20 protein-coding genes and 1 pseudogene are annotated in these 21,501 nt (G+C 31.9%); 11 read left to right on the plus strand and 10 right to left on the minus strand.

Going from position 1 to position 21,501, the window contains the following annotated elements; all coding sequences use genetic code 11:
* The 3 genes and pseudogenes from B4E95_RS04505 to B4E95_RS04515 form a co-directional block, all read right to left on the minus strand.
* A pseudogene (locus B4E95_RS04505) lies at positions 1-156 on the minus strand (IS3 family transposase); the annotation flags it as partial.
* 174 nt (positions 157-330) lie between these two features.
* Entirely contained in the window at positions 331-765 is a 435-nt protein-coding gene (locus B4E95_RS04510; RefSeq protein WP_291063257.1) for a hypothetical protein, read from the minus strand.
* A gap of 150 nt (positions 766-915) precedes the next feature.
* The gene (locus tag B4E95_RS04515; RefSeq protein ID WP_291090253.1) at positions 916-1,857 is read right to left on the minus strand and encodes an MBL fold metallo-hydrolase; all 942 of its coding nucleotides are present in this window, start codon (positions 1,855-1,857) and stop codon (positions 916-918) included.
* Between the two features lie 120 nt (positions 1,858-1,977).
* Here B4E95_RS04515 and B4E95_RS04520 point away from each other — a divergent pair, with 120 nt between their 5' ends.
* From B4E95_RS04520 to B4E95_RS04530, 3 genes are all read left to right on the plus strand, one after another.
* Positions 1,978-4,854, plus strand: a complete 2,877-nt coding sequence (locus B4E95_RS04520) for an alpha/beta hydrolase family protein (RefSeq protein ID WP_291090256.1) — start codon at positions 1,978-1,980, stop codon at positions 4,852-4,854.
* A gap of 147 nt (positions 4,855-5,001) precedes the next feature.
* Positions 5,002-5,532 carry a YqiA/YcfP family alpha/beta fold hydrolase gene (locus B4E95_RS04525; protein ID WP_291090262.1) on the plus strand — a complete coding sequence of 177 codons (531 nt, stop codon included), beginning with the start codon at positions 5,002-5,004 and terminating at the stop codon, positions 5,530-5,532.
* A 67-nt stretch (positions 5,533-5,599) separates the two neighbouring features.
* Positions 5,600-6,838, plus strand: coding sequence for a porin (locus B4E95_RS04530; protein ID WP_291090264.1), 1,239 nt, complete (start codon positions 5,600-5,602; stop codon positions 6,836-6,838).
* Positions 6,839-7,102: 264 nt separating this feature from the next.
* On the opposite strand, the gene B4E95_RS04535 is transcribed toward B4E95_RS04530, so the two are convergent.
* Genes B4E95_RS04535 through B4E95_RS04550 form a run of 4 tightly spaced genes read right to left on the minus strand, consistent with a single transcriptional unit; the run spans position 7,103 to position 10,650 of the window.
* The gene (locus B4E95_RS04535; RefSeq protein ID WP_147280013.1) at positions 7,103-7,462 is read right to left on the minus strand and encodes a hypothetical protein; all 360 of its coding nucleotides are present in this window, start codon (positions 7,460-7,462) and stop codon (positions 7,103-7,105) included.
* Positions 7,463-7,479: 17 nt separating this feature from the next.
* Complete coding sequence (locus tag B4E95_RS04540; RefSeq protein ID WP_291090265.1) at positions 7,480-8,685, minus strand: alanine dehydrogenase; 1,206 nt, start codon at positions 8,683-8,685, stop codon at positions 7,480-7,482.
* A 6-nt stretch (positions 8,686-8,691) separates the two neighbouring features.
* Positions 8,692-9,096: a tRNA (adenosine(37)-N6)-threonylcarbamoyltransferase complex ATPase subunit type 1 TsaE gene (gene tsaE, locus B4E95_RS04545; RefSeq protein WP_291090274.1), complete on the minus strand. Its 405-nt coding sequence runs from the start codon at positions 9,094-9,096 to the stop codon at positions 8,692-8,694.
* Complete coding sequence (locus B4E95_RS04550) at positions 9,097-10,650, minus strand: bifunctional response regulator/alkaline phosphatase family protein (protein ID WP_291063273.1); 1,554 nt, start codon at positions 10,648-10,650, stop codon at positions 9,097-9,099.
* Positions 10,651-10,926: 276 nt separating this feature from the next.
* Here B4E95_RS04550 and B4E95_RS04555 point away from each other — a divergent pair, with 276 nt between their 5' ends.
* The 6 genes from B4E95_RS04555 (at position 10,927) to B4E95_RS04580 (ending at position 16,638) form a co-directional block, all read left to right on the plus strand.
* Positions 10,927-12,117 carry an HD domain-containing protein gene (locus B4E95_RS04555; protein WP_291063275.1) on the plus strand — a complete coding sequence of 397 codons (1,191 nt, stop codon included), beginning with the start codon at positions 10,927-10,929 and terminating at the stop codon, positions 12,115-12,117.
* 87 nt (positions 12,118-12,204) lie between these two features.
* A complete protein-coding gene (gene lpxD, locus B4E95_RS04560; protein ID WP_291090276.1) occupies positions 12,205-13,230 on the plus strand; it encodes a UDP-3-O-(3-hydroxymyristoyl)glucosamine N-acyltransferase in 1,026 nt (341 codons plus the stop codon).
* Positions 13,231-13,236: 6 nt separating this feature from the next.
* Complete coding sequence (locus tag B4E95_RS04565; protein ID WP_291063279.1) at positions 13,237-14,625, plus strand: bifunctional UDP-3-O-[3-hydroxymyristoyl] N-acetylglucosamine deacetylase/3-hydroxyacyl-ACP dehydratase; 1,389 nt, start codon at positions 13,237-13,239, stop codon at positions 14,623-14,625.
* A 17-nt stretch (positions 14,626-14,642) separates the two neighbouring features.
* The gene (gene lpxA, locus B4E95_RS04570) at positions 14,643-15,428 is read left to right on the plus strand and encodes an acyl-ACP--UDP-N-acetylglucosamine O-acyltransferase (protein ID WP_115002092.1); all 786 of its coding nucleotides are present in this window, start codon (positions 14,643-14,645) and stop codon (positions 15,426-15,428) included.
* A gap of 19 nt (positions 15,429-15,447) precedes the next feature.
* Positions 15,448-16,014 carry an elongation factor P gene (gene efp, locus B4E95_RS04575; RefSeq protein ID WP_038336113.1) on the plus strand — a complete coding sequence of 189 codons (567 nt, stop codon included), beginning with the start codon at positions 15,448-15,450 and terminating at the stop codon, positions 16,012-16,014.
* Between the two features lie 354 nt (positions 16,015-16,368).
* The gene (locus B4E95_RS04580) at positions 16,369-16,638 is read left to right on the plus strand and encodes an OmpA family protein (RefSeq protein ID WP_349680107.1); all 270 of its coding nucleotides are present in this window, start codon (positions 16,369-16,371) and stop codon (positions 16,636-16,638) included.
* A gap of 20 nt (positions 16,639-16,658) precedes the next feature.
* Here the strand turns inward: B4E95_RS04580 and menD are convergent, their stop codons facing one another.
* Complete coding sequence (gene menD / locus B4E95_RS04585; protein WP_291090280.1) at positions 16,659-18,329, minus strand: 2-succinyl-5-enolpyruvyl-6-hydroxy-3-cyclohexene-1-carboxylic-acid synthase; 1,671 nt, start codon at positions 18,327-18,329, stop codon at positions 16,659-16,661.
* An 82-nt stretch (positions 18,330-18,411) separates the two neighbouring features.
* Positions 18,412-19,155 (minus strand): 3-oxoacyl-[acyl-carrier-protein] reductase, encoded by a 744-nt coding sequence (fabG, locus tag B4E95_RS04590; RefSeq protein WP_291090283.1) that lies wholly within the window; start codon positions 19,153-19,155, stop codon positions 18,412-18,414.
* Positions 19,156-19,300: 145 nt separating this feature from the next.
* Between fabG and B4E95_RS04595 the strand changes: the two genes are divergently transcribed.
* The gene (locus tag B4E95_RS04595; protein WP_291063285.1) at positions 19,301-19,684 is read left to right on the plus strand and encodes a hypothetical protein; all 384 of its coding nucleotides are present in this window, start codon (positions 19,301-19,303) and stop codon (positions 19,682-19,684) included.
* Positions 19,685-19,780: 96 nt separating this feature from the next.
* Positions 19,781-20,158: a hypothetical protein gene (locus tag B4E95_RS04600; protein WP_291090286.1), complete on the plus strand. Its 378-nt coding sequence runs from the start codon at positions 19,781-19,783 to the stop codon at positions 20,156-20,158.
* Between the two features lie 58 nt (positions 20,159-20,216).
* Here the strand turns inward: B4E95_RS04600 and metK are convergent, their stop codons facing one another.
* The gene (gene metK, locus B4E95_RS04605) at positions 20,217-21,476 is read right to left on the minus strand and encodes a methionine adenosyltransferase (RefSeq protein WP_291063289.1); all 1,260 of its coding nucleotides are present in this window, start codon (positions 21,474-21,476) and stop codon (positions 20,217-20,219) included.
* Positions 21,477-21,501: the final 25 nt, after the last annotated feature.

Raw genomic sequence — 21,501 nt, forward strand, 5'->3', positions numbered from 1 at the left:
CCAACTCATAACTGTACTTCGAGATTGGATGCCATACTTACGGCAAGCACCCACAGTAGATAACTCCCCACACTCGATTTCTTTTACAACACTCAACTTAAAAGACATACTGTAATCTCGCTGAGTACGTTTGACATAATTGCTTCTTTCTTCCATAATAACGATTTCTTTTTTGTATCGCTATTTCAGGACGGGACAATTTAATGATAAAAGAAAAAACCAACTTTTCAGTTGGTTTTTTTTTATTTTATAAAAATCGGTGAATTCGAAAGAATAATAAGGTCAAATAACAAGACGAATTCACCGACAAGCTTTGAAGCGTTCGATTGATTAGATCTCAACTTCTCGTTCAGAATTTGTGCAATTGCTATGAACGATATAATCGATTAGTTTTCCATTTTCAAAACACAGCATCAAATCTTCTTCATAAATAGATGTATGTGTCAATTGATTAAATTGTAATAATTTTCCTTTTGGAATTTTAATAATTCCAGAATACCAGCTCGCAAAAACTTCTTCTCTTTTTGGAAATAAATAATTCAATTCAACTTCATCTAAATCATCCAAATATCCTCTGAAATTAATCAAAAACAATTCGTCATTTCTCAATTCCCATTTCCCATAATATCCTCTCCAGCACGTTGGCGAAGGCGGAGTAAAATAAGGTGGATGATTTAATTTTCTAAAATAATGATGTAATGGTTGTTCGGCTATAATATATTGTTGGTTGTCGATTAATAAAATTTCTCCTATTTGCGCGGTCATTTTTTCTTATGGTTTATTCAAATGTAGAATAGACACACGAATTAATGAAAAATCAATAGCGTTAATTTATCAAAATAATAAAAATTGACCGACTAAAATAAAATGATTAAAAATTATCTTGACTTTAAATGATAAATTCGTAATTATTATTTATTTTAGAATTATTCTTTCACCTTGTTGAGGGAAAATATAATTGATGTTGTATGGATTATCTTTTAACAATTCGTCTTTAATTTTTTGCTCATAATCATCTTTTGGCTTGATATGAGTAACGATGATTGTAAAACCTTTCAACTTACTTTTTCCAACTTCTTTCGCTAATTCACCTAATTCTTCGTTCATCAATTTTGGTGTTAAATGACCAAATAATAATTTTTCAGGTTGAGAATTAGGAAAAGAAACTTCTAACATCATTGTTTTCAGTTTACCTGATTTAATTTTAGGCGCAATTGCTTTCCAAATAGTTGCTAAATTTTTAGTTCCTTCGATACGATCTGCTCCTGTATCACCAAAATATAAGACTGCATTTGAGCCATTTTCGACTAATATTGCCGAACTTTTCAAAGGATTTACATGACTCAATTCGTAAATTGTTCCTGTAAAATTAGTTTCTTCTATTGTGAAAGGTGTTCCTATTTCTGCATATTTGTAGTAATATTTATTCAAAATTGGCGATTCGCCTTCATTGGCAAAATTTGCCCAAGCATCATTAGTAAAATATTTATTTTTTAAAACTGAAATTGTTTCAGAAATACCATAAATAGGCTTGTTTGCATCTTCTGGAGAATTAATAATCATGCCTGAAAGATGATCCAAATGTCCATGTGAAATAAAATATCCTTTGATATAATTTTTCAGAACTTTACTATTTTGTTCTTCAAAAGTACCTTTCTCTATTGCTTTATTGATTCCAGAAAGAATTGTCCCAGCATCCAATGCCAAATAGCTATTTGTCGTTTCTTCACCAATCAAATAAGAAGAAAGATTGCTTTCGTTGCTACCACCATAAACTCCAAGTGGAACAATCTGAATATTTTGTGCTGATGCAATCATCGAAATTCCAAATCCAATACTTAATAGATATTTTTTCATAAAAAGAATTTTAACAAAAATACAACTGAAAGTATTATTAAACTAAAATATCCTCATAGTTTCTAAAAACTTTAGTATTTTCACATTTCTTTAAAAATTAACGCATAAAAATTAGTTAGAATGAAATCGAAATTATCTACTAAAATATTTAAAAATTATGCGACTCAACTGATGACAAAAAAAGCAATGTATGCTGCGGCAATCGCTTTATTGGCAACAAATGTTGATGCGCAAAAGAAACCATTAGATTTGACTGTTTTTGATGAATGGCAATCAATTGGAATGAAAGAATTATCGAATAATGGTTCGTGGGTTGCTTATCAAGTTAATGCACAAGAAAGTGATAATACATTGAATTTTTTTGGACTGAAAACAGATAAAAATCTAAGTTTTCATAGAGGAGAACAAAGTGTTTTTACAGCAGATTCTAAGTTTGCCGTTTTTAAAATTCGACCTTTTTACAAAGATTTGAAATTGGTTAGAATCAAAAAGAAAAAGGAACATGAAATTGCTAAAGATTCAATCGGAATATTAAATCTTGCAACTAATCAAGTCGAGAAATTACCAAATATAAAATCATTCAAAACACCGAAAAAAGGAGGTTCTTTTTTAGCTTATTTATTAGAAAAAGAAGAATCGAAGAATGATAAAAAAGACAAGTCAGATTCTACAAAAACGAAGGATAAAGCTTCTAAACCAGCTGGAAAAGATAAAAAAGATACGCCGTTAGAATTGGTGTTGAGAAATTTGATTTCTGGCCAAAAAAAATCTTTCAAAAATGTGATGAATTATGAGTTTAGTGATAATGGTAAGCAATTAATTTTTTCGACAAAACAAGAGAAAAAAGATAGTTTAGATAAAACTAAATATGGTGTTTTCTTGGTAAATACCGCAACTTTTGCACAAAAGCAATTGGTTGATACAATTGGAGATTTCAAGCAATTTGCGTTTGATGAATTAGCAAATAAAGTAGCGTTTGTTGGAACTTCTGATGATGAGAAAAAAGAAAACAAAACGTATTATTTATATTATACTGCAACAAATAATTCACAGCAAATTAAGAAATCTGAATTGTTAGGATTGAAAAAAGATTGGCAAGTTTCAGAAAATCGTCAACCAAAATTTAGTAAAGATGGAAATTCTTTATTCATTGGTTTGATGCCAAAATTAGCAGACAAAGACACAACTTTAATTGCTGATGATTATGCAAACGTGGATGTTTGGAGTTACAAAGACGATTTTATTCAACCACAACAATTAAAGAATCTTGAGCGTGAAAAAAAGCGTTCGTATTTATCAGTGATTGATTTATCGAATCCTGTAAAAGTGATACAATTAGCGGATTTGGATATGAATCAAGTAGAAATATTGAATAAAGGAAATTCAAATTTTGCTTTAGGAACTTCTGATAATGCCTATCGATTAAGCTCTAATTGGGATGTAACAGGTCGTAAAGATTATTATATCATTAATACGAAAACGGGACAACGCGAGTTATTTGCAAAAGCTTTGGCTGGAAAAGTAGAGATATCGCCAAATGGAAAATTTGCTGTTTTTTATAATGCCGAAAATGGTTTTTGGTCGAGCTATAATATCGAAACAAAGGAAACAAAAGTTCTGAATAAAAAGCTAAAAGTGAAATTCTATGACGAAGAAAATGATTCGCCAACTTTAGCGCAAGAATATGGAGTTGCCTATTTTACTGATAATGACGAAACGGTTTTAATCAAAGATCGTTATGATATTTGGGAGTTTGATTTGGCTGGAAATCGTCGTCCAGAAAATATGACAAATGGTTTCGGTCGTAAACATAATATTACGTTTGATATCAATCAATTGAATGATGATATAAAAACACTTAATCGTGATAATTTAGTTTATTTAGGTGCTTTTAATAATCAGAATAAACAATCTGGAGTTTATCAAACTATCATTTCGAACGCAAAAAATCCTGAAAAAGTTGTAATGTCGAATACTTGGGGAACGCAAAAAATGACGAAAGCGTTGAATGCGAACGAATTTATTTATACAAAAGAATCGTTCCAAAATTCGCCTGATGTATATGTTTCAACTAATTTTAAAGATGAGAAAAAGATCTCTGCAATCAATCCGCAACAAAAAGATTATTTGTGGGGGAACGGTGAATTGGTAACATGGAAAACGTATTCGGGTAAAGAAGCAACTGGAGTTGTGTACAAACCAGAGAATTTTGATCCAAATAAAAAATATCCAATGATTGTTTACTTCTACGAAAAACTTTCGGATAATTTGAATCGTTATCAAGCGCCTGCGCCAACGCCTTCTCGTATTAATCATACATATTTTGTAAGTAACGATTACATTGTATTTACACCAGATATTTCGTATACGATTGGTCATCCAGGGAAATCTGCTGAAGATTATATCAATTCTGGAGTAGAAGCGTTGAAGAAAAATACGTGGGTAAATGGTAGTAAAATTGCCATACAGGGACAAAGTTGGGGAGGATATCAAGTGGCACATTTGATTACTGCAACCAATATGTATGCTGCGGCTTGGACGGGTGCGCCAGTTGTGAATATGACTTCTGCTTATGGTGGAATTCGTTGGGGAACGGGAATGAGTCGTCAATTTCAGTACGAGCAAACACAAAGTAGAATTGGTAAAACGTTGTGGGAAGCGCCAGAATTATACATCGAAAATTCGCCTTTGTTCAATATGCCAAAAGTTACGACGCCAGTTGTAATCATGCATAACGACGAAGATGGTGCTGTTCCTTGGTACCAAGGAATTGAGATGTTTATGGCATTGCGTCGTTTACAAAAGCCAGTTTGGATGTTAAATTATAATGGTGATGACCATAACTTGATAAAACGTGCGAATAAAAACGATATTCAGCAACGTCAAGTTCAGTTTTTTGATCATTATTTGAAAGATAAACCTGCTCCAAAATGGATGACAGAAGGAGTTCCAGCAATTAAGAAAGGAATTGATTGGGGCTTCGATCTTGAGAAATAACTTTACAAAATAAAAAAAGCGATCAAATTTATTTGGTCGCTTTTTTGTTAAAAGAATTTCTTACAACACAATTATATTGTTAAATTTACAATTCATTTTGATTAACTTATTGAAAAAGTTTAATTTAAAGGTTTAATTGCACTGAATATGAATACAAATAATCGACAAATTGTTTATATCCATGGACTAAATAGTTCGGCAAACTCAACTAAATTCAAAACTATTCTAAAAAATTATCCTTCAGCTATTTGTATTGAATGGAAAAAGGAGGACAATATTGCGACTATTTTATTTGAAGCTTACGAACATTTAAAAGGTTTGGTAAATGATTTGACGATTATAGGAAGTTCTACTGGAGGAAATTTTGGTTGGCAATTGCAACAAAAATTAAAGGAAAATGGAAAATCGAGCGAATTGATTTTGTTAAATCCGTTGGTTGATGTGTCGGTGAAAGTCGAAAATAATTTTCCAGAAAATCTTTCGCAATATTTAGTCGATATGAATCGTTTCGAAAACACAACGGTTTTTCTTTCTGTACATGACGAAGTTTTGGATTTTGAAAAACTAAAAACTTTCTTCGAAATTCAACAAAATATTTTTCCACAACAAGTCGAAATCATAGAAATTGATGACAATCATCGAATACGTAACTTCGAGTCATTGTTAACGTTAATTTAATTTACGCTTTACAATTATTTAATTTTATTAACTGCATTTTTGCACACGAATCAAGAAACAAATAAACATGAGGCAATTTTTAATATTAATACTTATTGTATTTTCAATCAGTTCGTATGCGCAAGTAATAAAAGATTCTACAGAATCTAAAAAGAAAACTGTACAGGATTTTAAGAATATGATGTCGCCCTATTATAGCTATGGTAACGGATTGGGAATTACTTCTCCAGATAGTCTTTATCAGGTCAACATTAGATTTCGTATGCAAAATCGCATTAGTTATAATCATGATGAAGGAGAAGAAGATAATATTGATGGACAAATTCGTCGTTTAAGATTGCGTTTTGATGGATATATCGGAGATCCAAAATTTGGTTATTCGATGCAACTATCTTTCGCTGCAGGAGATGTTGGAAAAGCAGAAGAGGGGAAGAATACAAATATTATTCGTGATGCGATGATTTTCTATTATCCAAATAAACATTGGAGTTTAGGATTTGGTCAAACAAAACTTCCAGGAAATAGACAACGTGTTAATTCTTCTGGAGCATTACAATTAACGGATCGATCTATCAATAATGCAGATTTTAATATCGATCGCGATTTTGGATTTCAAGTCTTATACAATAAAAGAAATCAAGAAAAATTCTCTTATATTTTGAGAGGAGCTATTTCTACTGGTGAAGGGCGAAATTGGACAAGTTTTAAGGATACTGGTTTAGCTTATACAGGAAAAGTTGAGTTGTTTCCACTTGGAGAATTTACAAAAGGTGGAAGTAATTATGAAGGTGATTTAGTTCACGAACAAACACCAAAATTGATGCTTTCGGGAGCTTATAGTTATAATGATAGAGCGCATAGAACGGCAGGAATGTTAGGAGATGATATTGTAGGTGGAGGAACAGCTAATATAAAATCATTGTTTTTGGATGCGATGTTAAAATATCGTGGTTGGAATTTGATGTATTCTTATATGAATCGTAATTCGGATAATGTATTATTTTATAATCCTACAGATATTTCTGATTTTAATTATATTTATAATGGAGAAGGGATGGATTTTCAAGGTTCGTACACATTTCCGAAACATTGGGAGGTGATAGGACGTTATTCAACTCAAACAGTAGATAAAGATATTTTTGAGTTTACGCCAAATACAAATCAATATACGTTAGGATTAACAAAATATATTTGGGAACATGCTTTCAAATTACAAGCAGAATTTACGTACGAACAACAAAAAGTCTATAATTTGGAAAAGAAAAACAACTGGTACGCGCGTTTTCAGATAGAAATTGGGATTTAAGATATCTTATTGTAAATTAAATATCTTAGAATAAAATAAAGGTTTGATATTTGATAATATTTTATAAATTTGCAGTACAAATACCAACCCATGCAAGCCAATAAAAAAAAAGTTTAAACCGAAACGTAGAGTTCGGAACTAAAAAAGTACAATTTAAAGATGTAATTATTGTCGCAATATTAATCTTTGTAATTGCCCTAACAATTTTGAAATTTATAAATTAATCATATAAAAAACCACTTCAAGCGAAGTGGTTTTTTTGTTTTATTTCTTTTTGATGGAAACTAATTTTGAATCTTCTTTGCAAATTTCTAATACAAAATCATAATCTTTCGTATTGTCTTTGCTTTTATAGTTTGCCAAATATTCTCTACAAGGAACTTGATCTTTTTTCGAGTGATCAAAATCAACTTTACTTCTTTTGAATAATTCTTTTTTCAAGAATGTAGAATCTAAATTTTCTGCTTTTAAAAATGCTTGAGCTTCTGGTGAAATAGCTAATCTTTTTGAAAAAGCTTCATCCAAAACTCTTGCATTTGGAAAGTAATTACATGAGAAAGCACGAGGTCCAAACGCCATAGCGACGAAAACTAACCCAATTCCAACTCCCATCAAATACTTCATAAATCTTTGCGTAAACGTCATATGATTAATAAATTAATGTCGTGAAATGGTAAATCAAACCAATCACATAAGTTCTTTTTTACAATTCTTCCTTTGTACAAATATACGCCATTTCTTATAGTTTTATCTGATTGTACCACATTCGCAAAACCAGATTCTTCTGAAATTTGGAATAAATACGACAAGAAATAATTGCTCAACGCTTTGGTAGAGGTACGTGCGACGCGAGAAGTGATGTTAGAAACCGCATAATGAATTATATCATTCTTAATAATAATAGGGTGATCGTGAGTTGTTAATTCAGATGTTTCGAAACATCCACCTTGATCAATGCTCACATCAATAATTACAGCGCCAGTTTTCATGTTCTGTACCATCATCTCAGTTACAACGCAAGGTGTACGTGTTTCTCCACGAAGTGCTCCAATTGCTAAATCGCAACGTCGCAAAGCTTTTCCTAATTCTTTTGGATCTAATGTAGAAGTAGAAACTCGTTGTCCGATATTTTGCTGTAATCGTCTTAATCTTGTTAATGAATTATCAAAAACACGAACCGAAGCGCCTAAACCTAAAGCTGTTCTTGTCGCATTTTCTGCAACTGTTCCAGCTCCAAGAATGACAACTTCTGTTGGTCGAACGCCTGTTACGCCGCCCATCAAAATTCCGTTTCCTCCGTTTGTAGAAGACATCAATTCGCTTGCGACTAAAATTGCCGTTGTTCCTGCAATTTCACTTAATAAACGAACGACTGGTAAATGATTTTGTTCATCACGAATAAATTCAAATCCAACTGCGTTTACACGTTTTGTAATTAATTTCTGAAAATATTCGCGTCTTAAAGTATTTGTTGGGACAGATGAAATAATCAATGCATTTGGTTTTACCCAATCAATTTCATCTAAAGTAAGTGGACCAACTTTTAGAATAATAGGTTTCTCGAAAACAGCTTGCGTATTGTAAGAAATTTGCGCACCAGCTTCCGAATATTCTTTATCCGAATAATTTGCACCTTCTCCTGCTCCGGTTTCTATCGTAACTTGATGTCCATTATTGACTAAAATTTCGACTGCATCAGGAGAAAGACAAATTCTTTTTTCTTGATTATTTGTTTCTTTTGGAATTCCAATATCAAAGCGTTCTTTCTTATGAGGAATCTCTAAACGCTCGGGTTGAGGAATAAGATCTTCCTGAGAAAAAGGCGTGAAAATATTTTTTCCGTCCATATACTATTAACTAAAATTTAAATGACGAACGCCATCTACATTTTTCAATGTAATTGTGTGGTGCTCATCTGGTATAAAGTTAGCAATTTTATTTGGCCATTCCATTAAACAATATTGATTAGAATATAAATATTCTTCAATCCCAAAATCTAAGGCTTCATCTTCATGATTTAGACGATAAAAATCGAAATGATAAACTTTTCCTTTATCTGTGTCATATTCATTTACAATCGAAAAAGTCGGGCTCGAAACTTCATCATTTGTTCCCAAAGCTTTTACAAACTCTTTGATAAAAGTTGTTTTTCCAGCTCCCATTTCTCCTTCGAAAGTGATTAATTTATACTGAAGTTGATCGATTATTTTTTGAGCAACTTCTGGTAATTCGTCTAAATTATTGATGATAAATTCCATTTAAATTTTTGGTGTTAAAACAACCATTGGGATAATTATTTCCTCCAACGAAATTCCACCGTGTTGGTAAGTGTTTTTGTAATAATTAACGAAATGATTGTAATTTTTTGGATACGTTAAAAATAAATTTTCTTTTGCAAAGATATACTTTGACGTAACATTAACCTTAGGTAAAAGGAATTTTTCTGGTTGCTCAACCGCCAAAACATCTTTCGGATCGTATTGCAATTGTTTCCCCAATTTATAACGCAAATTTGTACTCGCTTCTTTGTCGCCAATCACCTTCGTAGGCTCTTTTACGTAAATTGTTCCATGGTCGGTCGTTACAATAATTTTCATCTTTTCTTGCGCCGCTTTTTTCACAATTTCCATTAAATATGAATTCTCAAACCAATGTTTTGTGATCGAACGATACGTTTTATCATCACGAATAATTTCTCCAACAATTTTGTTGTCTGTTTTCGCATGCGAAAGAATATCGATAAAGTTGTAGACAATTACATTTAGATTATTCTTTTTGTAATTATTAAAATCATCTGCAATTTTTTTCTCGAAATCAGAATTTAAAATTTTAAAATAATTATACGATAAATCGCCAAAACCAAGACGTTTTAATTGTTCTCCTAACAATTCTTTTTCGTACATATTTTTATTTCCTTCATCGGTATCATTCAACCAATATTCAGGATATTTTTTCTCAATTTCCAACGGCATTAAACCCGAAAAGAACGCATTTCTTGCATATTGAGTTGCCGAAGGTAAAATACTATAATACAAATTTTCGGCTTCTGAATTATAATAACGATTGAAAATTGGCTCAATAACTTTCCATTGATCGTAGCGTAAATTATCCACCATAATCAATAAAACATTTTTATCTTTTCCAAGATGAGGTCGAACCAATTGATTGAAAATTGTATGCGATAAAACGGGACGATCTTCGTCCTCGTGCAACCAATCTTCGTAATTACGTTCTATAAATTTGAAGAAAGCTGCATTTGCTTCACTTTTCTGGTTTTCGATGATTTGAGAAAGTGCTGTATCTTCGATATTTTCAAGTTCAAGTTCCCAAAAAACTAATTTTTTATAAATTTCTTGCCAATCCTCATAATCGCGTGCATTCATCATATCCATTGTGATATTTCTGAATTCCTGTTGATAATTGATCACTGTTTTTTCAGAAATAATTTTCGATGCGTCCAAAATCTTTTTCAAACTCAATAAAATCTGATTTGGATTAACCGGTTTAATTAAATAATCTGCTATATGTGAGCCGATTGCATCTTCCATGATATGTTCTTCCTCACTTTTTGTGACCATAATAACAGGAAGATTTGGACGTAATTCTTTAATTTTTGGTAAAGCTTCCAAACCGCTTAAACCTGGCATATTTTCGTCGATTAAAACCGCCGCAAAGTTCTCTTTTTCTATTTCTTCTAATGCATCAGTCGCATTATTTATCATTGTAGTTTCGTAACCTTTCTTCTCTAAAAAAAGTTGGTGTGGTTTCAATAAATCGATTTCATCATCAATCCATAAAATTTTTATAGCCATTTGTTATATTTTTATTTTTTATATTGATTTCTACTTTTAGAATTATTCCAAATATAGCGATTACGGAAATGTTAAAATCAAAATTGTATGTTAAACAAAATTGTAGTTTTCCCAAAATTTGCGATGATTATTTAGCATAAATAATTCCAAAAATGATTTTTATCTAAAATATTTTATAAAAACTATTCTTAATCAAAAGAGTAACGTTCTGAATGAGTAAAAATTCTTATCTTTGCCGACAAAACAGTACGTTTGAATCCATTAAACAATAATAAGTTGAAGATAGTAAATGATCCAGTTCATGGATTTATTACGATTCCAAACGAGCTTATTTATCAGATTATTCAACATCCATATTTTCAGCGACTTCGTAGAATTACGCAAACTGGATTAACAGAAATGGTTTATCCAGGAGCGAGACATTCTCGTTTTCATCACGCTTTAGGTTGTATGCATTTGATGCAAAAAGCCTTAAATATTCTCAAAAGAAAAAACGTCGACATTACTCCAGAAGAAGAAAATGGAGCTTTAATCGCGATTTTATTGCATGATTTGGGACACGGACCTTTTTCTCATTCTCTTGAACATTCTATAATTAATGGTTCGCATCACGAAGAAGTTTCGCTTCGTTTGATGGAAGAATTGAATCAAATTTTTGATAATCGATTAGCTCTAGCTATTCAAATTTTTAAAGGAAATTATCCGAAAAAGTTCTTGTCACAATTAGTTTCGAGTCAGTTGGATTGCGATCGCATGGATTATTTGAAGCGCGATAGTTTTTACACAGGAGTGGTAGAAGGAAATATCAATCCGGAACGAATTATCTCAATGATGAATGTCTCGAATGATGAGTTGGTGATAGAAGCAAAGGGAATTTCGTCGGTCGAGAAATTTTTGATGGCGCGTATGTTTATGTACATGCAAGTGTACATGCATAAGAAATCGTTTACAGCAGAGAATTTTTTGATTAGCGTTTTGAGAAGAGCGAAAGAATTGACAAAAGCGGGAGAAAATCTTTTTGCAACGTTTGCTTTTAAATATTTTTTAGAAGAAAATGAAGTAGGAAGTTTATCGAAAGAAGGATTAGAAATTTTTACCCGTTTGGACGACTCGGATGTTTTATCAGCGATAAAAGAATGGCAGTTTCATGATGATTTAATTTTGAGTAAATTATCAAAAAATATCATTCAGCGTACATTACCAAAATCATATTTGATGGATACAAAATTATCCGAAGAAGAAATTTTGGTTGAAAAAAATAGAGTAGAAAATGCTTTAGGAATTGATGATGCAAGTTATTTTGTGGAACAAACAACGATAAAAATTATTCCGTACGAAAAATCAAAAAGTCCAATAAAGGTTTTATATAAAAATGGTGAGGTAAAAGAAATTTCGAGTTCAGAAAAAAGTTTGTTAACGCAATTTTTGCAACAAGAAATTACAAAATATCATTACCACAGCGTTTAAATAGTGATTTGAAGAATTTGACAAAAAAGTTAAATAACTTAAATAATCATTTTATAATTTTAAGAATAATTATTAGTTTTGCAGACTATGAAATTTAAAGCTGCAGAGATTGCGCAATTATTGCAAGGAACCGTAACAGGTGATGCAAATGTAGAGGTTTCCACATTATCGAAGATAGAGGAAGGAAAAGAAGGTTCGATTTCGTTTTTGGCTAATCCGAAATACGAGCATTTTATCTATACAACAAACGCTTCTATTGTGATTGTGAGTAAGGATTTTGTGGCAACAGATTCTATTTCGTCTACATTGATTGTAGTTGAAGATGCTTATCAAGCCTTTACACAGCTGTTGCAGTATTACAATACGATAAAAAATAATAAAGTTGGAATAGAAGAATATACGAAAGTAAATTCTACTGCGCAACTAGGAGATAATGTATATGTTGGAAGTTTTTCTTATATTGGAGCTAATGTTTCGATTGGAAATAATGTAAAAATATATCCAAATGTAACGATTGGCGATCATGCTAAGATTGGTGATAATACCGTTTTACATTCGGGCGTACAAGTGTATGAAGAGTGTGAAATTGGTCAAAATTGTATCATTCATTCTAATGTTGTGATTGGTGCTGATGGTTTCGGTTTTGCGCCAAATCCAGATGGTTCTTTCAAAAAAATTCCTCAAATAGGAAATGTTTTGATTGAAGATAATGTCGAAATTGGAGCAGGATCAACAATAGATAGAGCAACAATGGGATCAACAATTATTCGTAAAGGAGTAAAATTAGATAACCAAATTCAAATTGCTCACAACGTTCAAATTGGTGAAAATACCGTTATTGCTTCGCAAAGTGGAGTAGCAGGATCTACAAAAATTGGACGTAATTGTATGATTGGAGGTCAAGTTGGTATCGCAGGTCATTTGACAATCGGAGATTTTGTACAAGTACAAGCTCAGAGTGGTATTAATGGTGATGTAGAAAGCAAAACGCAATTGTATGGTTCGCCAGCAATGGAGGCGTCAAGTTTTAGAAAATCGTACGTACATTTTAGAAAGTTTCCAGAAATTGTGAAACGAATCGATAAATTAGAAAAAGAGAACAAACAAAAGTAAAAGTTAATGTCTGATAAACAAAAAACTTTAGCGAATGAAGCCGTTCTAAAAGGTGTTGGCTTACATACAGGTAAATTTGTTACCTTAACATTTAAACCAGCCGAACCAGATACAGGATTTGTATTTGTTAGAACAGATTTAGAAGGTCAACCTCAAGTAGAAGCTGATGCACAATATGTTGTGAGTACAGCTAGAGGAACAACTTTAGAGAAGAAAGGAGTTAAAGTACATACCACTGAGCACGTTTTGGCGGCTTTGGTAGGTATGGATATTGATAATTGTTACATTGAAATTGACAATGCGGAACCACCAATTATGGACGGTTCTTCTCGTTTTTTCGTTGAAGCAATAGAATCTGCTGGAATTGTAGAGCAAGATAAAGACAGAGAATATTATAGAATTAAAGAAATTGTAACGTACATAGATCCAGAAACAGGATCAGAAATCACGGCGATTCCTGCAGATGAATACCAAGTTACAGCAATGGTAGATTTCGGAACGAAAGTTTTGGGAACTCAAAATGCAACTTTAACATCTATCAAAAACTTCAAACAAGATATCTCTCAAGCAAGAACGTTTTGTTTCTTACACGAGTTAGAGCAATTGTTGGAAGCTGGTTTGGTAAAAGGTGGAGATTTAGACAATGCGATTGTTTATGTTGACAAAGAAATTACACCAGAAACAAAAGAAAAATTATGTAAAGCATTCAATAGAGATGATGTTTCTATTCGTCCGAATGGAATTTTAGATCATCTGACTTTACATTATCCAAACGAAGCTGCTCGTCACAAATTATTAGATGTTGTAGGGGATTTGGCTTTAGTAGGTAAAAAATTGAAGGCTAAAATTATTGCAACAAAGCCTGGACATCATACCAATACAAATTTTGCAAAGAAATTAAGCAAACAAATTAAATTAGCGCAACGTAACAAAGTGCCAGAATTTGATTTGACAGCAGAACCAGTTTATGATATTAATGATATCATGAAGTTATTACCACATCGCCCACCATTTTTATTGATTGACAAGGTAATTTCTAAAAGTGCAACAGGTTTAATCGGTGTGAAAAATGTAACGATGAACGAGCCTTTCTTTGTTGGACATTTTCCTAAAGAACCTGTAATGCCGGGTGTATTGCAAATCGAAGCAATGGCACAATTAGGAGGTTTATTAATTTTAGGAGAATTAGAAAATCCTCAAGATTATTCAACTTATTTCATGAAAATTGAAAGTGCTAAATTTAAACGCAAAATTATTCCAGGTGATACATTGGTGTTTAAATTAGAGTTGGTTGAACCAATTAGAAGAGGAATTGTTCATATGCAAGGAATTGGATATGTAAACAACCAAATTGCTGTGGAAGCAGAAATGATGGCAGTTATTACAAAAGAATAATTAAAGAAATGGAAGTTATGAATCATCCGATGGCATATGTTCATCCAACTGCAATAATAGGTGAAAATGTTACAATCAGTCCTTTTTCTTCTGTTTACGAAGATGTAGAAATTGGTGATGGAACATGGATTGGTCCTAATGTAACAATTATGTCAGGGGCGCGTATTGGAAAAAATTGTAAAATTTATCCAGGTACAGTAATTTCTGGTGAGCCTCAAGATTTGAAGTACGAAGGGGAAAAAACTTTAACATATATTGGAGACAATACAACAATTCGTGAATGCGTTACTGTAAACAAAGGAACCAATGCATTAGGTTATACTAAAATTGGTGACAATTGTTTGATTATGGCAACTGCACATATTGCGCACGATTGTGTTGTAGGAAATAATGTTGTAATCGTAAATGCGGTTGGTTTAGCAGGACATATAGAAGTTGGAGATTTCGCTTTTATTGGTGGTTATAGTGCGGTTCATCAGTTTACAAAAATTGGAGAACATGCTTTTGTAGCTGGTGCGACACAAATTCGTAAAGATGTTCCTCCGTACGTTAAAGCAGCAAAAAATCCTGTTGCTTATGCGGGAGTTAATGCAATTGGATTGAGAAGAAAAGGTTTCACATCAGAAGAAATCTTCGAAATTCAAGGTATTTACAGAATCTTATATCAACAAAAAAATAACGTATCTCAGGCTGTAGAACAAATCTTAGAAAAATTCCCAGATTCACATTATCGTGAAGTAATCCTTGATTTTATCAATACAAGTGATCGCGGAATTATGAAAGGATATAGCTCGGGAGTTTAATAAAATAACAATAGAATAAATGGCAACAACTTCTGATATCAGAAAAGGTTTATGTATTATTTTTAATAATGATACGTATAAAATTATCGAATTTTTACACGTAAAACCAGGTAAAGGTCCTGCTTTCGTTCGTACAAAATTAAAATCATTAACTAATGGAAAAGTATTAGACAATACATTTTCTGCTGGTCATAAAATTGAAGAAGTTCGTGTAGAAACACGTAACTACCAATATTTATATGAAGATGATAATGGTTTCCACTTCATGAATAATGATGATTTCTCTCAAGTTTATTTAAACAAAGATTTAATTGATAATTCACAATTTATGAAAGCTGGTGACGAAGTAAAAATCTTGTTCCGTGCATCTGATGAAACAGCTTTAGCAGCTGAGTTACCAACTACAGTTGTAATGGAAATTACATACACAGAGCCAGGTCTTAAAGGTGATACAGCTACAAATGCTACAAAACCTGCAACGACAGAAACTGGTGCTGAAATCCGTGTTCCTTTATTCATCAACGAAGGTGATAAAGTGAAAATCAACACAGAAGACGGTTCTTATGTAGAACGTATTAAAGAATAATAAATTCTCAATAATTATAAAGAAAAGTAGCTAATTTTAGCTACTTTTTTTATTAGTTAAAATCAAGATTAACTCAATTTAAGTTATCGGATCGTGTTTGGAAGTACTCAAAACAGTTTGAAACAAATATTATTGATTCCTTAGAAATAGCTTTAAAAAATGGAGATATTATGAGAAAGCTTTTGATTATTTTTTTTTGTTGTTTTTAGTTTAAGTTTATTTGCTCAAGAGTTGATTGATACTAATGAAGATGGAATTCCTGATATTGAAGATCATTGTCAAACTGTAAAAGGTCCAAAAGAAAATAATGGATGTCAGTGGTAAGAAGTCATTTGTAAATTTCCTTTATCATTAATTTTTAATTTTGAACAAATACATTTAGCAAATCATCATTTAAAGATGTTAGATGAAATAATAAAATTGAGTAAAACGAATAAAATTGATAAATTAGTTATTATCAGTACTCAAAGGAAAAATAGTAAAAAAGGTTTATCAGAAAATAGAGCTATTGAAGTCAAGAAATATTTAAAGAAAAATTATTTTAATACGAATAAGCATGAGATAGTTTTAAAAGAAGGAAATGAAGATAAAATATTTTTTAAAGTCGAAGAGAAACCAAACTAATGATTCCTCTTCTAATATTTTTATTTCAAACTCCTGAAGTATCCTCTCAAAATAGCGTCATTTGAAGCGTTTTTCGTATCAATTTCTAAAATCTTCGGACGATTACTTTCTGCATAAAAATCGTTGAACGAATTTTCTAAGTCAGTTAAATTTGAAACAACGTTATATTCAAAATCATACATTTTAGCCAAATGTTCTGCTGTAAAATGATGTTTGGTTTCGAAATAATCTTCTACAACGTCAGTTTCTGAAGGACCAGGAATAAATTTGAAAATATTTCCACCACCATTATTAATCAAAATAATTCTAAAATTATTCGGTATATTCACATTCCATAACGCATTCGAATCATAGAAAAACGAAATATCTCCCGTAATCATCACCGTACTTTGTTCAGAAGCGATGCAAGCACCAATCGCTGTAGACGTAGAACCATCAATTCCACTTGTTCCGCGATTACAGAAAACAGGATTCGAATTGTTATGATCAAACAATAATCCGTAACGAATAACTGTCGAATTTCCGTACTGAATTTGCCAATTTTCAGGATAATTTCTGATAATAGAATCAAATGCTTTCAAATCACAAAATGGAATCATATTGATGTAATTTTTGTGTTTGATATTATTCGCTTCTCGTATCGAATTCCATGTGTTGTAATATTCTGATTCTTTTGGATTAACAAACGGAACAAATTGTTCTAAAAACAATTCAGGTTTCGTCTCAATTTTATCTGTTAATGCTTGGAAAGTGTCTGGTTGCCAATATTCATCTAAATGCCAATGTTGCGTTGGTTTTTGATCGCGTAAGAATTTTTTAATCTTTTTGGAAACGACATTTTGCCCAATTGTCAATAAAATATCAGGTTTCAACGCTTCTAATTCTTCTTCCGAATAAGGGAAAATAACTTGATCTATTTTATTGAAAAATCGTTCATCATGAATATTTGACGTCACTTCTGTCAACACAACAACCGAATCATCTTGGGCTAATTGTTTTACAAAATGATCAAATTCGGCATCAGGATGATGTAATCCGACCAAAATCATTTTACGCGTCGAAGCATTCCAGCGTTTCATAAAATCAATCACATCAATTTCAGGATAATCTTTTGCAGTAATTGTAATTGTATCAACTTCAATATCTGGTGTTGTTACAGACTCGTACAAAGGTTCAGAAAAAGGCATATTGATATGAATTGGCGCAGATTTGTGCATACAATCAATCAATGCATATTTCGTCAACAACATATTTCGCGTTAAATCATCTGTATCTTCACTTTCGGAAAGTTGAACATTATGAACAGAATGTTGCTCGAATAAATTATTTTGACGAATAGTTTGTCCATCAAAATTATCAACTAAATGTTCGGGACGATCGGCAGATAGTACAATTACAGGAACATTTTGAAAAAAAGCTTCCGTAATTGCTGGATAATAATTTGCCGTTGCCGAACCAGAAGTACAACAAACCACAACAGGTTTCTGAATTTGCTGAGCCATTCCCAAAGCTACAAATCCAGCCGAACGCTCGTCGATTACACTATAAGTTTTGAAACGTTTGTCATTCGCAAATTGCATCGTTAATGCTCCGTTTCGAGATCCTGGCGATAATACGATATGTTCAATTCCGAAAGCCAAAAAAGTTTCGGCAATCAATTGAACATTTAATTTATTTGATATTTTTCTCAACGTAGTTGTCTTAAATTATAAAAGGTTTTGATTAGCAAATTTACTAAACAAAACCTTTCAAAAAGTATGATATTTTTAAGAATTAAGTATGTAAACCTCCGTCTACACTCAAAACTTGCCCTGTTACATAACTTGATAAATCTGAAGCTAAGAATAAACATGCATTTGCAACGTCTTCAGGCTGTCCTCCACGTTTTAATGGAATTCCATTGCGCCATTCTTCAACCACTTTTTGATTTAAAACTTCTGTCATTTCAGTTTCGATAAAACCTGGTGCAATTGCATTACAACGAATGTTACGAGAACCTAATTCTAACGCAACAGATTTAGAGAAACCAATTAAACCAGCTTTAGATGCAGCATAATTTGCTTGTCCCGCATTTCCCTTGATTCCAACGATAGAAGACATATTCACGATAGATCCAGAACGTTGTTTCATCATCGGTTTGATCACTGCTTTTGTTAAGTTGAAAGCCGAATTTAAGTTTGTTTGAATTACTTTTTCGAAATCTTCTGCAGACATTCTCATCAACAAATTATCTTTTGTAATTCCAGCATTATTAATTACAATATCAACTTGACCAAACTCAGCAATTACATCTTCTACTAATTTTTGAGCAGCTTCGTAATCAGAAGCATCAGATTGATATCCTTTTACTTTACCGAATTGTCCCAATTCTTCTTCCAAAGCTTTAGCTTTTTCTACAGAAGAAGCATAAGTAAAGGCAACGTTAGCGCCATTTTTTACAAAAACTTCAGCAATACTTTTTCCAATACCGCGAGTTGCGCCTGTAACGATTGCTGTTTTACCTTGCAATAAATTCATGTTTATAGGTATTTTATATTGCTTCAAAAATACGATTTTTTACGAGAGTTAAAAATGTTAAAATTTACTTTATCAATTTTCTTTAACAATTTGTGGTATTATAATTGAAAACATTGATTCTTATAACCAATAAAAAAATAAAAACATGAAGAATTTATTGAAATTTTTGGCGGTAACATTTTTCGCCTTATTTGTATTTACGGCTTGTAGCGATGATGATGATCCAGCAAACAATGATTTCTTTGCAGGAACTTATAAAGGAAAAATAAGTTATGTTGATGGAAATAATACTCTTTCTGCTGATAATGGAAGTGTATTTGTAACTAAAATTGCAAGTGGAACAAAGTATAATTTTGCTTTTTCTGATAAAATTCCAGATTTGAACGGTGTTGAGTTTGAGAAGAAAGGTGACAATACTTTGGTAAGTGTTGGAGCAGATGAATTATCTTACATTAGAATTGATAATTCAAAATTAACTATTCTTTATACAAAAGATGGTAAAACTTGGACTGCGAATGCAACAAGATAATTTTTAGGAATAACAATAGAAAAGACGTTCAGTTGTGAGCGTCTTTTTTTTTACAATATTTTGAGCTGAAAATAGTTAAATATAAAATGATGTTTTATGAGAACGATTGTATGTTTTGCTTCAGTATTAATGGTGATATTTTCTTGTAATAATGAAGATGATAGCCAGAATACTATTTACAAAGAAAAATATGAAAAACGATTTATTATTTTTCAAGATTCTTTAGGAGGAATTGTACAAGATAGTGGAGTAGTGCAAGTTTCTCAATCTAAGAATTTATATAAATTTGATTTTATCACAACTCAAAAAATTGATCCGATAGAAAATATCCAGATGGAAATGACAGGAAGTAATTCGTTACGAAATATGGGTTGGACACCGACAAAACTGATTATGCTTTCTAGAGATAGTATCAATATTTCTTACAAAGAAGGAAAACGATATTGGTTAGTCAATTCGATTAGTAAAAATTAAACATAAAAAATCCACTCAATATTGAGTGGATTTTTTATGTATGATTTAAAATTTCAGATTATAATCCGAAAGCTGTTTTAATTTGATCTACGAAGTCTAATTTTTCCCAAGTGAATAATTCAACTTCAACTTCAACAACATCTTGTCCATTAGCTGATTCAAAACGTTTTGAAACCGTTTTTGGTTCTCTACCTAAGTGTCCGTAAGATGCAGTTTCTTTGTAAATAGGGTTTCTTAATTTTAATCTTTGTTCGATAGCGAAAGGCTTCATATCAAAGATTTCAGAAACTTTTGTAGAAATTTCTCCTTCTGATAACTCAACTTTTTGAGTTCCGAAAGTATTTACTAATAAAGAAACTGGAGCAGCAACACCAATTGCATAAGAAACTTGTACTAAAACTTCGTCAGCAACACCAGCTGCAACCAAGTTTTTTGCAATATGACGCGCAGCATAAGCAGCAGAACGGTCAACTTTTGATGGATCTTTTCCTGAGAACGCACCACCACCGTGAGCACCTTTACCACCGTAAGTATCTACAATAATTTTACGACCAGTTAAACCTGTATCTCCGTGAGGTCCTCCAATAACGAATTTTCCAGTAGGATTGATATGATAAGTAATACTATCTGTAAATAAATCGCGTAAATGAACAGGTAACTGCGCTTTTACACGTGGAATTAAAATACTTACTAAGTCATTTGTAATTTTATCTCTCATGGCTTCTTCGTTTGCGAAGTCATCATGTTGAGTAGAAATTACAATAGTATCGATACGAACAGGTTTGTTGTCATTATCATATTCAATTGTTACTTGAGATTTAGCATCAGGACGTAAATATGGTAACAAATCTTTTTCGTATTTACGGATATGCGCTAATTCTTTCAATAATCTGTGCGATAAATCTAACGCCAAAGGCATATAGTTTTCAGTTTCGTTTGTAGCATAACCAAACATCATTCCTTGGTCACCAGCACCTTGCTCTTCGTCAGATTGTTTGTCTACACCTTGGTTAATATCTGGAGATTGTTCGTGAATTGCAGATAAAATTCCACAAGAACTTGCATCAAACATATATTCACTTTTCGTGTAACCAATTTCAGCAATTGTTTCTCTTGCTACACGTTGTAAATCAATGCAAGAATTAGATTTTACTTCACCTGCTAAAACAACTTGTCCAGTTGTTACTAAAGTTTCACAAGCTACTTTACTTTTTGCATCAAATGCTAAAAAGTGGTCAAGAATTGAATCAGAAATTTGATCGGCAATTTTATCTGGATGCCCCTCAGAAACTGATTCTGACGTAAATAAATATGACATTTCTATACTTTTTTTAATGATAGAG

The organism is Empedobacter sp. UBA7494 (assembly GCF_002478465.1).
Lineage (GTDB): Bacteria > Bacteroidota > Bacteroidia > Flavobacteriales > Weeksellaceae > Empedobacter > Empedobacter falsenii_B.